The 13,480-nt window shown below is 66.3% G+C and carries 9 protein-coding genes; 6 read left to right on the top strand and 3 right to left on the bottom strand.

Annotated elements, in window-relative coordinates; genetic code table 11:
- Positions 1-10: 10 nt before the first annotated feature.
- Positions 11-451, top strand: a complete 441-nt coding sequence (gene tatB / locus A6F65_RS11305) for a Sec-independent protein translocase protein TatB (protein ID WP_067788830.1) — start codon at positions 11-13, stop codon at positions 449-451.
- A gap of 3 nt (positions 452-454) precedes the next feature.
- Positions 455-1,282, top strand: a complete 828-nt coding sequence (tatC, locus tag A6F65_RS11300) for a twin-arginine translocase subunit TatC (RefSeq protein WP_067788826.1) — start codon at positions 455-457, stop codon at positions 1,280-1,282.
- 88 nt (positions 1,283-1,370) lie between these two features.
- Here tatC and A6F65_RS11295 read toward each other — a convergent pair whose 3' ends face one another.
- Entirely contained in the window at positions 1,371-3,065 is a 1,695-nt protein-coding gene (locus A6F65_RS11295; RefSeq protein WP_067788823.1) for an amidohydrolase, read from the bottom strand.
- 119 nt (positions 3,066-3,184) lie between these two features.
- Here A6F65_RS11295 and A6F65_RS11290 point away from each other — a divergent pair, with 119 nt between their 5' ends.
- The 4 genes from A6F65_RS11290 to A6F65_RS11275 all read left to right on the top strand — a co-directional run bounded on the left by A6F65_RS11290 (position 3,185) and on the right by A6F65_RS11275 (position 11,879).
- Complete coding sequence (locus tag A6F65_RS11290; protein ID WP_067788817.1) at positions 3,185-4,426, top strand: threonine ammonia-lyase; 1,242 nt, start codon at positions 3,185-3,187, stop codon at positions 4,424-4,426.
- A gap of 163 nt (positions 4,427-4,589) precedes the next feature.
- Positions 4,590-5,462 (top strand): arginyltransferase, encoded by an 873-nt coding sequence (locus A6F65_RS11285; protein ID WP_067788812.1) that lies wholly within the window; start codon positions 4,590-4,592, stop codon positions 5,460-5,462.
- Positions 5,425-7,638: an autotransporter assembly complex protein TamA gene (locus tag A6F65_RS11280; protein ID WP_083989485.1), complete on the top strand. Its 2,214-nt coding sequence runs from the start codon at positions 5,425-5,427 to the stop codon at positions 7,636-7,638. Before A6F65_RS11285 ends, A6F65_RS11280 begins: the two co-directional genes overlap by 38 nt.
- Positions 7,638-11,879, top strand: a complete 4,242-nt coding sequence (locus A6F65_RS11275) for a translocation/assembly module TamB domain-containing protein (protein WP_067788809.1) — start codon at positions 7,638-7,640, stop codon at positions 11,877-11,879. Before A6F65_RS11280 ends, A6F65_RS11275 begins: the two co-directional genes overlap by 1 nt.
- 54 nt (positions 11,880-11,933) lie before the next feature.
- Here A6F65_RS11275 and A6F65_RS11270 read toward each other — a convergent pair whose 3' ends face one another.
- Positions 11,934-12,482 carry a fasciclin domain-containing protein gene (locus A6F65_RS11270; RefSeq protein WP_067788806.1) on the bottom strand — a complete coding sequence of 183 codons (549 nt, stop codon included), beginning with the start codon at positions 12,480-12,482 and terminating at the stop codon, positions 11,934-11,936.
- The gene (locus tag A6F65_RS11265; protein WP_067788804.1) at positions 12,479-13,453 is read right to left on the bottom strand and encodes a hypothetical protein; all 975 of its coding nucleotides are present in this window, start codon (positions 13,451-13,453) and stop codon (positions 12,479-12,481) included. Before A6F65_RS11265 ends, A6F65_RS11270 begins: the two co-directional genes overlap by 4 nt.
- Positions 13,454-13,480 lie beyond the last annotated feature (27 nt).

Genomic DNA, 13,480 nt, shown 5'->3' with positions numbered 1-13,480 from the left:
GCACATTTGCATGTTCGACATCGGCGCCTTCGAGCTGTTGCTGATCGTGGTGGTCGCCATCGTGGTGATCGGCCCGAAGGACATGCCGCGTGCCATGCGCACGGCTGGCCGGTGGATCGGCAAGGTCCGCAAGCTGTCCGGCCATTTCCGCGCCGGGATCGACGCCATGGTGCGCAATGCCGAAATGGAGGAAATGGAGCAGAAGTGGAAAGCGCAGAACGAGAAGATCATGCGCGAATATCCCGATGGTGCCCCGGCGGAGATGGAACCGACTGGCGCGCTGCCCGGGCCTGCTGCTCCCGCCGCTGACAAGGCCGGGACTTCTCCCGAAGACCGGCTGCCGGAAGACGCCGCGGCTGCGGATTCGCGCCGCGCGAAGGCGGCGAAGCCATTGCCGCCTGCTTCGGACGAGCCGGAACTGCCGCTTTCCTCGCAGGACGGGCAGGACTGAGCCATGGCCCTGCGCATCAGCGATATTGACGAGACACAGGCCCCGCTGCTCGATCACCTGGTGGAGCTGCGCAAACGGCTGGTGCGCGCCGTACTGGCGCTGGTCGTTGGCTTTTCGATCTGCCTGTTCTTTGCCGATCCCATCCTCGGCTTCCTGGTCCAGCCGCTGAAGGATGCCTTTCCAGATGGGCAGGGCCAGCTGATCTTCACCAAGCTGTACGAGGTGTTCTTCGTGGAGCTGAAGGTGGCGCTGTTTGCCGGCTTCTTCGTCAGCTTCCCGATCATCGCCAACCAGCTATGGGCCTTCATCGCTCCGGGGCTTTATGTGAAGGAGAAGAAGGCCTTCCTTCCGTTCCTGTTGGCAACGCCGATCCTGTTCACGCTGGGCGGGGCGCTGGCTTACTACGTCGTGATGCCAACCGCGTTCCGCTGGTTCCTGGGCTTTGAAGGGCAGGCCGGCGGAATGGAGATCGAGGCGCTGCCTGCGGCAGGCGATTACCTCGGGCTGGTGATGCAGTTCATCCTGGCCTTCGGGTTCAGCTTCCTGCTGCCGGTGTTGCTGCTGCTGCTGAACCGCGCAGGTATCGTCAGCCGCCAGCAACTGGCGGGCGCGCGGCGTTATGTCATCGTCGCGGTGTTCGCCGTGGCGGCCATCATCACGCCGCCCGATCCCGGATCGCAGCTGCTCCTCGCTATCCCGCTGCTTTTCCTGTTCGAAGGAAGCCTGCTGCTGATGCGCTTCAGCGAGCGGAAAGGCGACGCGGACAGCGAGCAGCCGGCGGAGGCAGCGCCTGCGGACGAAGCCTCGGCAGAGGCGAAAACCACCGACTGATCGTCATCCCAGCGGAAGCTGGGTTCTTTCTCGGGTAAAGCGCGAGGGGCGAGAGATCCCAGCTTTCGCTGGGATGACGAGCTAGAAATTATCGCCCGTCATCCGCCATCGCGTCTTCACCCGCGCCATCACCATTGGCGTCATACACTTTCACGCCGCCGATCCATGTCTCCAGCACGGCAATCTCGCGCGTGTCGGTGACGCTGGCCATCAGCGGGTCGTCGCTAAGGAAGACGAAGTCCGCACGTTCGCCGACCACCAGCCGGCCGAAGCGTCCGTCACCATAGCCAGCCCAGGCCGCACCCGCGGTGAAACCAGCCAGCGCCTGTTCGCGGCTGACGGTTTCTTCCGGTCGCCAGCCGCCGAAGGGCTCGCCGCTCTTGTCCGTGCGGCTGATGGCAACCGCGAGGCCATCGATCACATCGGGAAATTCCACCGGTACGTCGGACCCGAAGGCCAGCGGCGCGCCGGCAGCGGCGAGGCTGCGCCAGGCATAGGCGCCGGTCAGCCGGTCCGGCCCCAGCCGTGCCTCGGCCATCAGCCGGTCGGAGGTCTGGTGCACGGGCTGGACGCTGGCGATGACGCCCAGCTCGCCGAAGCGGACGATATCGTCGGGGTGCACGATCTGCGCGTGTTCGATGCGCCAGCGCTGCTCGGTCGTGTAAGTCGCGCCAAGCTCCTCGATGGCGTCCAGCGCCTCACGATTGGCGGCGGTGCCGATGGCGTGGATCGCCACCTGGTATCCGTCCATCGCCGCGCGGCTCATGAAATTGCGCAAATCCGTGCCGCCGATCAGCGGCAGGCCGCGTTGGCCCGGCGCATCTTCATAATCTTCCAGCAGCAGCGCCCCGCGCGAGCCCAGCGCTCCGTCGAGATACAGCTTCACGCCGTTCAACCGCAACCGGTCGTCATACAGCCAGCGCGTGGGGCCCGTGCCGCCGATCAGCACCATTTCCGGCACGCCGGTGGCATAGGCCATGATGCGCACGACCAGCCGCCCGTCATCGCCCGCGCGGCGGAAGGTCATCCAGTCCTCCACGCTCGTGCCCATATCCGCGATGGCGGTGATCCCCTGGCTGACGAGCAGGTCCTGCGCCTTGGCCAACGCCACGTCGCGTTCGTCCGCGCGCCATGCGGGCACCTTGTCCGCCACCAGCGGCATGGCGGCATCCACCAGCACGCCCTCGGGCGCCTTGCTACCTGCAATCCGCTCTATGCGCCCGCCTTCGGGGGAGGTCGTGCTGGCCGTCACGCCGGCAATTTCCAGCGCGCTGCTGTTGGCCCAGCCGGCATGGCCGTCCACCCGCTCCAGCCAGACGGGGCGGTCGCCGACCACCGCGTCGAGGTCGGCAGCGGTGGGATAGCGGCCAAGGCCCCATTTCTCCTGGTTCCAGCCGCGCCCGATGATCCATGCGCGCCCAGGGTTCGCCTCTGCATAAGCGGCGATGGTGGCTAGCGCGTCCTCCAGCGAGGTCGTCCCGGACAGGTCCAGCACCATCAATCCCATCCCAAGGCCCATCACGTGGCCATGCGCGTCGATGAAGCCCGGCACCATGACGCGGCCTTCGCCGTCCACGCGGTATTCGGTGCGCGGCAGCGGATCGCCCATCTGCAGGATCTGCACGATGCGGCCGTTCTCGTCGAACACCAGCGCGGCGAAGCGCGTAACCTTGCCCTCGCGGTCGATGGAAATACCGTTGATGTTATCGACCAGCGTATCGGCCATGGCGGGCGCGGGGACGAGGGCGATAGCGGCGAAAAACAGGAGGAGCTTGCGGATCATGGCGAGAGTGACGTCCCTTGGAAAACCTGCCCGCTTCCTGCCGACTTGCCCGTGCTAAAGCAATGCCATCGCGCTCCGCGCTTTCCTTCGCCTGCGAAATCGGATTAGGGCGTGGGGCCATGGACACCGGAACGACGCCCGAACAGGCCCCCGAACTAACGCTGGACGATGTGCGCGCCGCTGCGGAGCGGATTGCCGGACAGGTGGTGCGCACGCCCTGCATGCATTCGCAGACGCTTTCCAACATCGTGGGCACGGATGTCTGGCTGAAGTTCGAGAACCTGCAGTTCACGGCAGCTTACAAGGAACGCGGCGCGCTGAACGCCCTGCTGCTGATGGACAAGGCGCAGCGCGAGCGCGGCGTGATTGCGGCCAGCGCGGGCAACCATTCGCAGGGCCTCAGTTACCACGGGCGGCGGCTGGGCGTGCCGGTCACCATCGTGATGCCCAAGACCACACCGATGGTGAAGGTGATGCAGACCGAGCAGGTTGGCGGCAATGTGGTGCTGGAAGGCGAGACTTTCGACGAAGCTTACGCCCATGCCCGCCAGCTGGAGCAGGAACTGGGCCTGACCTTCGTCCACCCCTTCGACGAGCCCAATGTCGCTGCCGGGCAGGGCACGGTGGCGCTGGAGATGCTGGAAGATTGCGGGGAGATCGACACGCTGGTCGTCCCCATCGGCGGCGGCGGGTTGATGAGCGGCATGGGCACGGCGGCACGGGCGCTGAAGCCCGACATCGAGCTGGTGGGCGTGCAGGCGAAACTCTACCCCAGCATGTATGACCGCCTGACCGGCAAGGACCTGCCTTGCGGCGGCGACACGCTGGCCGAAGGGATTGCCGTGAAGAAGCCGGGCGACTTTACCGGCCGCATCATCGAGAAGCTGGTGGACGAGATCCTGCTGGTGGACGAGCCATCGCTTGAAAAGGCGGTGGCGCTGCTGCTGCAGATCGAAAAGACCGTGGTGGAAGGAGCGGGCGCTGCGGGCCTTGCTGCCGTGCTGGCCCAGCCGGAACGCTTTTCCGGGCGCAAGCTGGGGCTGGTGTTGTGCGGCGGCAATATCGATACGCGCCTGCTGGCCAATGTGCTGCTGCGCGATCTTGCTCGCTCAGGCCGCATCGCGCGCCTGCGCATCACCCTGCAGGACCGGCCCGGCGCGCTGTACAAGGTGATGCGCGAATTCCAGGCGCACAACGTCAACATCCTGGAAATCTACCACCAGCGCATCTTCACGGACTTGCCTGCCAAGGGCCTTGTCACGGACATCGAATGCGAGGCGCGCGACCGCGAGCAGCTGGACCAGCTCGTCGCTGCGCTGCGCGAAGTGGGCTACAACGTTAGCCAGGTGGAACTCAACTGACCGAAAACGGGTCGGTTTTTCCACAAGCGGCTTCCCGCTGTGCAAATTAACCCTGCATCGGGCACGAAAAAGGGTTAACAAGGTTCTAACTCGCGAATCCGGTGTCATACAGGCCGGACCGCGCCTTCGGGCCACACGCCAGGATAAGAGGATCGCCAGCGCCGTGACGGCCCCAGTCAGATTTCCGCGTTTCTTCGTGACCAGCCCGGCGCCATGCCCGTACCTGCCCGGCAAGACGGAGCGGAAGGTCTTCACGGAGCTAAAGGGCCCGCATTCCGAAGAGCTGAATGATGCGCTGGGCCGCATCGGCTTCCGCCGCAGCCAGACCGTGGCTTACCGCCCGTCCTGCCTCGATTGCCGCGCCTGTGTATCGGTGCGCGTGGTGGCGCAGGAGTTTCGCCCGTCCGGCACGCAGAAGCGTATTTCGCGCCGTAACGAGGACCTCGTGGTCACCGAATGTCGGCCATGGGCGACGGCCGAGCAGTTCGAATTGCTGCAGAAATACCTCTCCGTCCGGCATCCGGGCGGCGGTATGGCCGCGATGGACGAGATCGACTATGCCGACATGGTGGAACACACCAGTGTTTCCAGCTATGTCGTTGAATATCGGGAACCGAATGCCGACGGGACACCGGGTCGCCTCGTCGGTGCCTGCCTGACTGATTGTCAGGCGGACGGTCTTTCGATGATCTACAGTTTCTATGACCCGGAACATGAGGATCGCGCCGGGCTTGGGAATTTCATCATCCTCGACCACATTCGCCGTGCGGCTGAAGGCGGGCTTCCTTATGTCTATCTCGGGTATTGGGTCGAAGGTGCTGCGCGCATGCAGTACAAGGTCCGCTATCGCCCGCTCGAAAAGCTCGGCCCCGATGGCTGGCAGCGCATGTCGGACGCGGCACAGTCCGCCCTCATCGCTGCCGCAACCGCTCCTGGCGGGCAGGGCAGCCAGCCGGAAGGCAGCGGCAAGGACGGCGTACCCGGCGGACAGGCCCAATATGATGCGGAGCGGCGGGATCGATACAGCGTCGGCTGACCGGGCCAGCGCTTCCGTTCAGGACGCCCGCCTCATCTCACGCCTCGCCATCTCGCTCGCCGCGGGCGCATCGCTGCTGTCCAGCCCCGCCTTCGCGCAGGATCCGGAAGCGCCGGAACGTCTGGAAGACCTGATCCCCGACAGCGCGCTGGAAAATCCGGAAGGCTGGGCCGAGCAGGGCGTCCCGCAGTCGGCAACCGACATGGAAGATGCACCGCCGGAGGTGGAGGCGGATAGCCCGCTCGATGCCATGCCGCTGGTCACTGTCCCTTGGCCGACCGAGATCGAACTGCCCGAAATCGACCCGCTGGACGCGGAAGAGGATATCCAGTTCGCGGAATTTCCCTTCGAAACGCCCGCGCTGGTCGATGGTTCGGAAGAACGGATTTCGGACGAGCTGGTGCTGGTCTTCCCGTCCGACCTCGCGCTCTTCCCGCTACGCGACGAATTCCTCGCCCGGTTCAAGACGCTCTCCACCATCGAAGAGTTGGACGACGATGCGAACAACGCCCGCCTCGCCGCGCAGGCACGCGAGGACGAGGAGCTGCTCCAGCGCATGCTGGCGGTTTACGGCTATTACGATGCGCAGGTGATCCGCAGCGTGCAGGGCCTGACCGAGCTGGACCCGATCGATGCGCCGCAGGCCGAACGCGGCGTGCGCTTCGACATCATCCCGGGCGCGCAGTACCTGTTTGGCAATATCGACCTTGGCAGCCTGGCGACCACCTCGCGCTTCGGCGATTACGAGGCGCTGCGCGGCGCGTTCGAAATCCTTCCCGGCGATCCTGCCCTGCAGGACAAGATCGTGGAAGAGCAGGCCGACCTCGACCGCGCGCTGGGTGAAAGCGGTTATCCCTTCGCTGCGATCCGCGCACCGGAACTGCTGGTCGACCACGCCCGGCAGGAAGCCGACCTGACGATGATCGTCACGCCGCAGGGCAAGTACCGTTTCGGCAGCGTCACCAGCAACCGGCCCGATTTCCTCAGCGGGCGGCATCTTGGCACCATCGCCCGCTTCAAGCCCGGCCAGACTTACCAGCGCAGCGAGGAACTGGACCTGCGCCGGGCGATCCTGGCCACGGGCCTGGTCGCCAGCGTAGTTATCACGCCAGTCGAGGTGCAGGCGCCCGTCGATGGCGAACCCGGCGTGGTGGACATGCAGGTGGAGCTGGTGCCTGGCGAGCTTCGCACCATCGAAGGCTCTATCGGTTACGGCACGGGCGAGGGCTTCCGCGCCGAGGCCAGCTGGCAGCATCGCAACCTCTTCCCGCCCGAAGGCGCGCTGAAGGTTCGCGGCATTGCCGGCACGCGCGAGCAGCTGCTGGGCGTCACCTTCCGCAAGAACAATTTTTACGGCCGCGACCGCATCCTGACGCTGGACGCCTATGCCAGCACGCTCGATTACGACGCCTATGACGCGCGCACGATCAGCCTGACAGGGACGTATGAGCAGGTCAGCACGCTGCTGTTCCAGAAGGAGCTGAGCTGGTCCGGCGGCTTCGAAATCCTCGCCACGCAGGAACGTGAAGCCGACGCCAATGGCAATTTCGGCCCGCGCGAGACCTATTTCATCGGCGCCCTGCCGGTCTATGCCCTGTGGGACACCAGCGACAGCCTGCTGGACCCCAGCGAAGGTTTCCGCCTCGGCGCGCGCGTCTCTCCCGAAATTTCGAAGCGCAATGGCGGCGACATGCAGACTTATGCGCGCCTGCAAGCCGACGGATCGTACTATTACGGCGTGAACGACAAGATCGTGATCGCGGGCCGGGCGCGGATCGCCAGCATTCCGGGCGCGCCGCGTGACGAGATCGCGCCCTCGCGCCGTCTCTATGCCGGCGGCGGCGGATCGGTGCGCGGATATGGCTATCGCTCCATCGGGCCGTCGAACAGCAATGGCGATCCTACGGGCGGACGCTCCCTGCTGGAATTCAGCCTGGAGGCTCGCATCCGTACGCCACTGCTCGACAATTCCATCGGGATCGTGCCCTTCGTCGATGCCGGGACCGTGGGCGTGAATTCCACTCCCAGTTTTGACGAGATCAAGATCGGGGCGGGCATTGGCGTGCGCTATTACACCAGCTTCGGGCCCATCCGCGTCGACCTCGGCGTGCCGCTGAACCCGGGCCCGAATGACGATGTTGTGGGCGTCTATATCTCGCTGGGCCAGGCGTTCTGATGGCTGGGGAGGGGACACAGGACAGCGCGGCCGAGCCGGTGGACGTGGCAGAAACGGGCACGGACGATACCGCTCCGCGCAAGCGCAAGCGGCGCTGGTTCAAGCGCGGCGCGCTGGGCATCTTCGGCTTGCTGATCGCGCTCGTGCTCGGCGCCGTCGTGTTCCTGAACACGCAGTCCGGGCGTGATTTCATCGTTGACCAGATTGCCGGCGTCGCCCCGGCATCGGGCCTGTCTGTCGAAGTCGGCCGGATCGAGGGCAGCGTCCTGTCCGAGGCCACATTCTACGACGTGCGCCTGCGCGATGCGAACGATACGCTGTTCCTGGTGCTGCCCGAAGTCCGCCTGGACTGGCGCCCGCTGAAATTTTTCTTCTCCGGCCTCGATATCCGGGACCTGGATGTGAATGGCGGCACGCTGCTGGCCATCCCCGAGCTCAATCCCGGCGATCCCGACGCGCCGGTCCTGCCCAATTTCGACATCCGGGTGGACCGGCTTTCGATCCAGAACCTGCGCGTGGCCGACGGGGTCATCGGGGAAGAGCGCATCATCGCGCTCACCGCGCAGGCCGATATCCGGCAGGGCCGGGTCCAGCTGGATGCCGATGGCGAATTCGGCGGCGAAGACCGCTTTGCCGTGCTGCTGGATGCAGAGCCCGATGCCAATATGTTTGACATCGACCTCGATTACCGCGCGCCAGCCGGCGGCTTCCTGGCCGCCATGGCCGGGGCGGAGCAGGACCTGCTGGTCCGCATCGTGGGTGATGGCACATGGCAGGACTGGGACGGTGCGCTGGTCGTACTGGGCGATAGCGAGCCCCTGCTTGCCACCAAGATCGGCGCCAAATCCGGTCGCTACCGCATCGTGGGCCAGGCCCGCCCGGGCGACTATGTCACCGGCCTGCCGCAGCGCGCGCTGGGCGAGGTTGTGGACATTGCAGCCGTGGGCACGCTGGACGACAGCATCCTTACCGGCGACCTCGCGCTGCGCGGCGCGGGTGTCTGGGCGAATGCCGAAGGCGGCATCGACCTCGGCAACAATGAGTTCGACAATCTTGATGTCGACCTGGACCTGCGTGATCCGGCGCTGTTTGGCCCGGACTTCCGGCTGGAGGGCACGGATCTGGAGCTGGTGCTGGACGGACCCTTCCGGGGCGTGGACCTGCCGCACCGCCTGACGGTGGACCGCGCCATGCTGTCCGGCACGGAAGTGATCGATATCGAGCAGTCCGGCATCGCGACCTGGGACGGCACGCGCTTCGTCCTGCCGCTGGATGCCAGCGTGCAGCGCGTCATCAGCGGCAATGAACTTGCCGACCCGCGTCTTGTGAACGGCACGCTTGGCGGAACCGTGGTTTATACGGGCGGGCAGCTGCTTTCGGACGACCTTGCGGTGCGCTTCCCCGGCCTGACGGCGGACCTCGCGCTGCGCGGCGATCTCGACCGCGGTGCCTATGCTCTGGCCGGCCCGGTGGCCATGCAGGGTCTGGCGCTGGAGAATATCGGGACAGTAGACGGCAATGCGCGCATCCGTTTCTCGCTGGGCGCAAACTCCCCTTGGAAGCTGGACGCGGATTTCGACGGGCGGATGGCGCGCGTCACCAATGACACGCTGGCAAACCTGGCCGGCAGCAACATCCGGTTCGACGGCGGCGTCACGCTGGGCGCGGACCGCCCCATCGTCTTCCGCCAGACCCAGCTGCGCGCCAGCAAGCTGTCCCTGACGCTGGATGGCCGGGTGTCCGATGGCCGCACCACGCTGGCCGGGCGCGGGCGGCATGTCGATTACGGTCCCTTCACGGTGGAAGCGGCGCTGTCGGATTCCGGCCCCACCGCGCAGCTCGTCTTTGCCGATCCGCTGCCTGCGGCTGGCCTGAAGGACGTGCGCGTTGCCCTTGCCCCCACGCGCGAAGGCTTCGCCATCGACACGAGCGGGCAGAGCTTGCTCGGGCCCTTCGATGGCGCGCTCAACCTCTACTCGCCGGCAAACGGCCCGACCCGGATCGAGATCAGCCGCATGGACATCAGCGGTACAGACGTGGCCGGATCGCTGGTGCTGGCCGATGGCGGCGTGGCGGGCGACCTGGCGCTGTCGGGCGGCGGGCTGGACGGCACGGTCACCCTGGCACCGCGCAGCGGCGGACAGGGCTTCGATGCCAATCTCCGCGCTCGCAACGCCCGCTTCCAGGGGCCGACACCGCTGGCCATCGCATCGGCTGACGTAGACCTGACCGGCGTGGTCGGCGGCGATGGCACGACGATGCGCGGCACGGTCTCTGCCCAAGGCATCAGCTATGGCCAGCTGTTCGTCGGCCGGTTGCAGGGCAATGCTCGCGTGACGGACGGCGTCGGCTCATTCGAGGCCGCCCTGACCGGTCGCCGCGGGGCGCGCTTCGCCCTGCAGGTGCAGGGGCAGGCCAACACCCAGCGCATCGCCGTGGTGGTGGATGGGACCTATGCCGGGCGCGACATCACCATGCCGCGCCGCGCCGTGCTGCTGAAGCAGGAAGACGGCGGCTGGGCGCTGCAGAAGACACAGCTCGGCTTTGCCGGCGGCTTCGTCATTGCCGAAGGACAGTTCGGTGGCACAGGCGGCACCAGCGGCACGGTGAAGCTAGCGGACATGCCGCTTTCGCTCGTGGACGTGCTGGGCATGGATCTCGGCCTTGGCGGCGATATTTCCGGTGTGATCGACTTCGATACCGGTCGCGGCGGCCTGCCCACGGGCGAGGCGCGCGTGCTGGTCGATGGCCTGACGCGTTCCGGGCTGGTGCTGACGTCCCGCCCCGTGGACCTCGCCTTTGTCGGCAAGCTGACGCCCAACAACCTGCAGATGCGCGCGACGTTCAAGGACGGCGCGGAGACGAGCGGCAGGCTGCAGGGGCGGATCGCGAACCTTCCGGCCAGCGGCGGGCTGATGGACCGGCTGAACGCGGGCGACATGTATGCGCAGCTGCGTTACAAGGGCCCGGCAGAGGCGCTGTGGCGTCTTGCCGCGCTCGACCTGATCGACATTACCGGCCAGCTGAATGTGGCGGCGAACATCACTGGATCGCTGGCCGATCCGGGTATCCGCGGCTCGCTGGCGGGCGACAATTTGCAAATGCAGAGCGCTCTGACCGGCACGAACCTATCCAATGTCCGTGCGCGCGGACGCTTCGCCGGATCGCGCCTGGAACTCAGCAGTTTCAAGGGAACCGCGCCCAATGGCGGCGCGGTCAGCGGCAGCGGCGTGGTGGACCTGTCCAACCTTGGTGCCGGGCGAGGGCCGATGATCGACCTGCGCATGGCCGCCCGCAATGCGGAGATCATGGACCTGCCGAACATGGGCGCGACCGTGACCGGGCCGATGCGCATCAAGTCCAATGGCGTGGGCGGCGTGATTGCGGGGCGGCTTGAAGTGGACGGTGCGCGGTGGAAGCTGGGGACGGCCAGCAGCGCCGCCAGCCTGCCCAACATCAAGGTCACGCAGGTCAATCGCCCCAATGATTACGGTCCCGCGCCCAGCGCGTCTGCGCCTTGGCGCTACCTGATCGATGCCCGCTCTCGCGGCGGCATCCTGGTCGATGGCATGGGCCTCGATTCCGAATGGAGCGCCGACATCCTGCTGCGCGGGACCACCAGCGATCCGCGGATCGGCGGCGAGGCGCGCGTCGTGCCGCGGCAGGGCTTCTACAACTTCGCCGGCAATCGCTTCGACATTACCCGCGGCGTCATCGACTTCGACGAGAACCAGCCGATCGATCCGCGCGTGTCTATCGTGGCCCAGACGGAGCTGCGCGACGGGCTGGACGTGACGGTGACGGTGCGCGGCAACGCTACCAATCCGGAAGTGGACTTCAGCTCCAACCCCGGCCTGCCGCAGGAGGAGATCCTGGCGCGCCTGCTGTTTGGCGGTTCGATCACCGACCTCTCGGCCACCGACGCGCTGCAGCTGGGTTCTGCGCTCGCATCCCTGCGCGGCGGCGGCGGGGGCGGGCTGGACCCCATCAACTCGCTGCGCACGGCCATCGGGCTGGACCGCCTGCGCATCGTCGCGGCCGATCCGGCGCTGGACCGGGGCACGGCCATCGCGCTAGGCAAGCGGTTCGGCAATCGCTTCTATGGCGAGATCATCACCGATGGCCGCGGATACAACGCCACGGAGCTGGAGTTCCGCATCACCAGCTGGCTCGCCATGCTGGCATCGGTCAGCTCGCTGGGCCGCGACGGCGTGGCGCTTGAATACAGCAAGGATTACTGACGGCGGCGGGGAGCGACCTCGCCGGTCCTCCGCTGCCGCCGTCGATCCTGTGGCTTATGCGCCGGGCGGGGCCTTGAGGACGCCGTCAATTGTGATGACGACGCCGTTCTCGCCCAGGCTCTCGCTGCCGAGCATCGCAGCCTGCCCGTCGGTGCTGCTCACTTCGATGCCATCGTCGAGGCGCGTGAAAGTCAGGTCATTGCCGTCCATCGCCGCGATGCTGACTTCGCCGCCGGAGCTGTCGAGCGCTGCGCCGATATCGGCCAGGGTCAGATATCCCGGCACGATGTGGCCGCGCACGATGGCGGCCTTCTGCGCGGCATCCAGCGGCACTTCGCCGCTGGCGAGAGCCTCGAATGCCTCGTCGCTGGGGGCCAGCACGGTGTAGGAGGCCGCCGCGTCGAAGGCGCTGGCGATGCCGCTTTCCTCCAATGCGGAGGCTAGCATCCCGACCTCACCCGAATGGGAGATGAGCTTTGCCAGCGTCTCGTTCGACACCGATCCTTCCGTATCAGCCGCGTCGGGACTGTCGGAGCACGCCCCCAGCGCCAGGGCCAGCGCGCCGAGCGAGGCGACACCTGCGATGCGAAGCCGCGCGATCATGATGCCACCAATTCGATGGCTGCGGCCACAAGGCGCGTTTCCGGATCTATCTGGTAGATGTAGCCATCGCTGTAGCGATACTGGCGGTCCGGTCCCTCGGCATACTCGTCGCGGTAGGCATAGGGGACGTTGTAGACATCGTATCCGGCAGGGACGGGCGACCCAACGCTGAAGTCATCGCCGGTCAGCAGCGCCGCGATTGACGTGATTGCGGCGGTTTCCGGGTCGACACGGTAGATCACATTGTCCGCATAGCGGTATGCGCCGGGTCCGCCGAGGTTGTAGAAGCTGTCGTAATAGGCAGGCACCTGCGCCGCGCGGTAGCCATCCGGCCACATCTGGCCCGGGGCCAGCGCGCCGCCAAGCAGCGGCAGGTAGGACAGCAGGCCGCCGCCATTGCCGAAGCGCAGCAGGTAGCCGTCGCGATAGGCGAAACGCTGACCGTCGTAACGGTCATATCCGAACCACGAAGGCGAGTAGTCCTGCTTCTTCGCCTGTCCGGGAGGCAGGCAGCCGTTACGCTTCTTCGCAAGGCCGGGAGGGCATCCGTCGATCAGCCCGTAATCGGCTTGGCGGTAATCCACGAGATCGCCATTGCGGGTCCGCGTATCCGGGCCGCGCCGGTCGTATCGATCCTGGCCTGCATAGCCACCGCGATTGCCGTTTGCATTGCCATTGCCATTGCCATTGCCACGGTTAGCGGCGCGGGGTTCGGGGCCGCGATTGTCGGGCTTACCGGCACCGTTGCCGCGCATGGCCTGAGGGGCCTTCTTGGCCGCGCCATTGCCGTTTGCGGCGGCGTTGCCGTTTACTTGGCCATTGCCGCGAGGCTTGTCCGGCTTCGCGCCGCGCTCCGCCTTCGCAGCGGCGCCATTGCCATTGCCGTTTCCATTACCCTTGCCATTGCCCTGCGCCGCGGCGGGCGCGGCCGTGATGGCGAGGGCTGCGATACCTGTAAGCAACCATTTCACGCAGAAGTCTCCTTTGCGCGATCAACC

It is taken from the genome of Paraurantiacibacter namhicola, assembly GCF_001687545.1.
Taxonomy (GTDB): Bacteria; Pseudomonadota; Alphaproteobacteria; order Sphingomonadales; family Sphingomonadaceae; genus Paraurantiacibacter; species Paraurantiacibacter namhicola.
The sequence above is the reverse complement of the archived record's forward strand: the minus strand, read 5'-3'. Positions and strand labels throughout refer to the sequence as shown.

Excerpts from the sequence above, each read along its gene's own strand:
- tatB (WP_067788830.1), top strand. The coding sequence starts at position 11 with ATGTTCGACATCGGCGCCTTCGAGCTGTTGCTGATCGTGGTGGTCGCC.
- tatC (WP_067788826.1), top strand. The coding sequence starts at position 455 with ATGGCCCTGCGCATCAGCGATATTGACGAGACACAGGCCCCGCTGCTC.
- A6F65_RS11295 (WP_067788823.1), bottom strand. The coding sequence starts at position 3,065 with ATGATCCGCAAGCTCCTCCTGTTTTTCGCCGCTATCGCCCTCGTCCCC.
- A6F65_RS11290 (WP_067788817.1), top strand. The coding sequence starts at position 3,185 with ATGGACACCGGAACGACGCCCGAACAGGCCCCCGAACTAACGCTGGAC.
- A6F65_RS11280 (WP_083989485.1), top strand. The coding sequence starts at position 5,425 with ATGATGCGGAGCGGCGGGATCGATACAGCGTCGGCTGACCGGGCCAGC.
- A6F65_RS11275 (WP_067788809.1), top strand. The coding sequence starts at position 7,638 with ATGGCTGGGGAGGGGACACAGGACAGCGCGGCCGAGCCGGTGGACGTG.
- A6F65_RS11270 (WP_067788806.1), bottom strand. The coding sequence starts at position 12,482 with ATGATCGCGCGGCTTCGCATCGCAGGTGTCGCCTCGCTCGGCGCGCTG.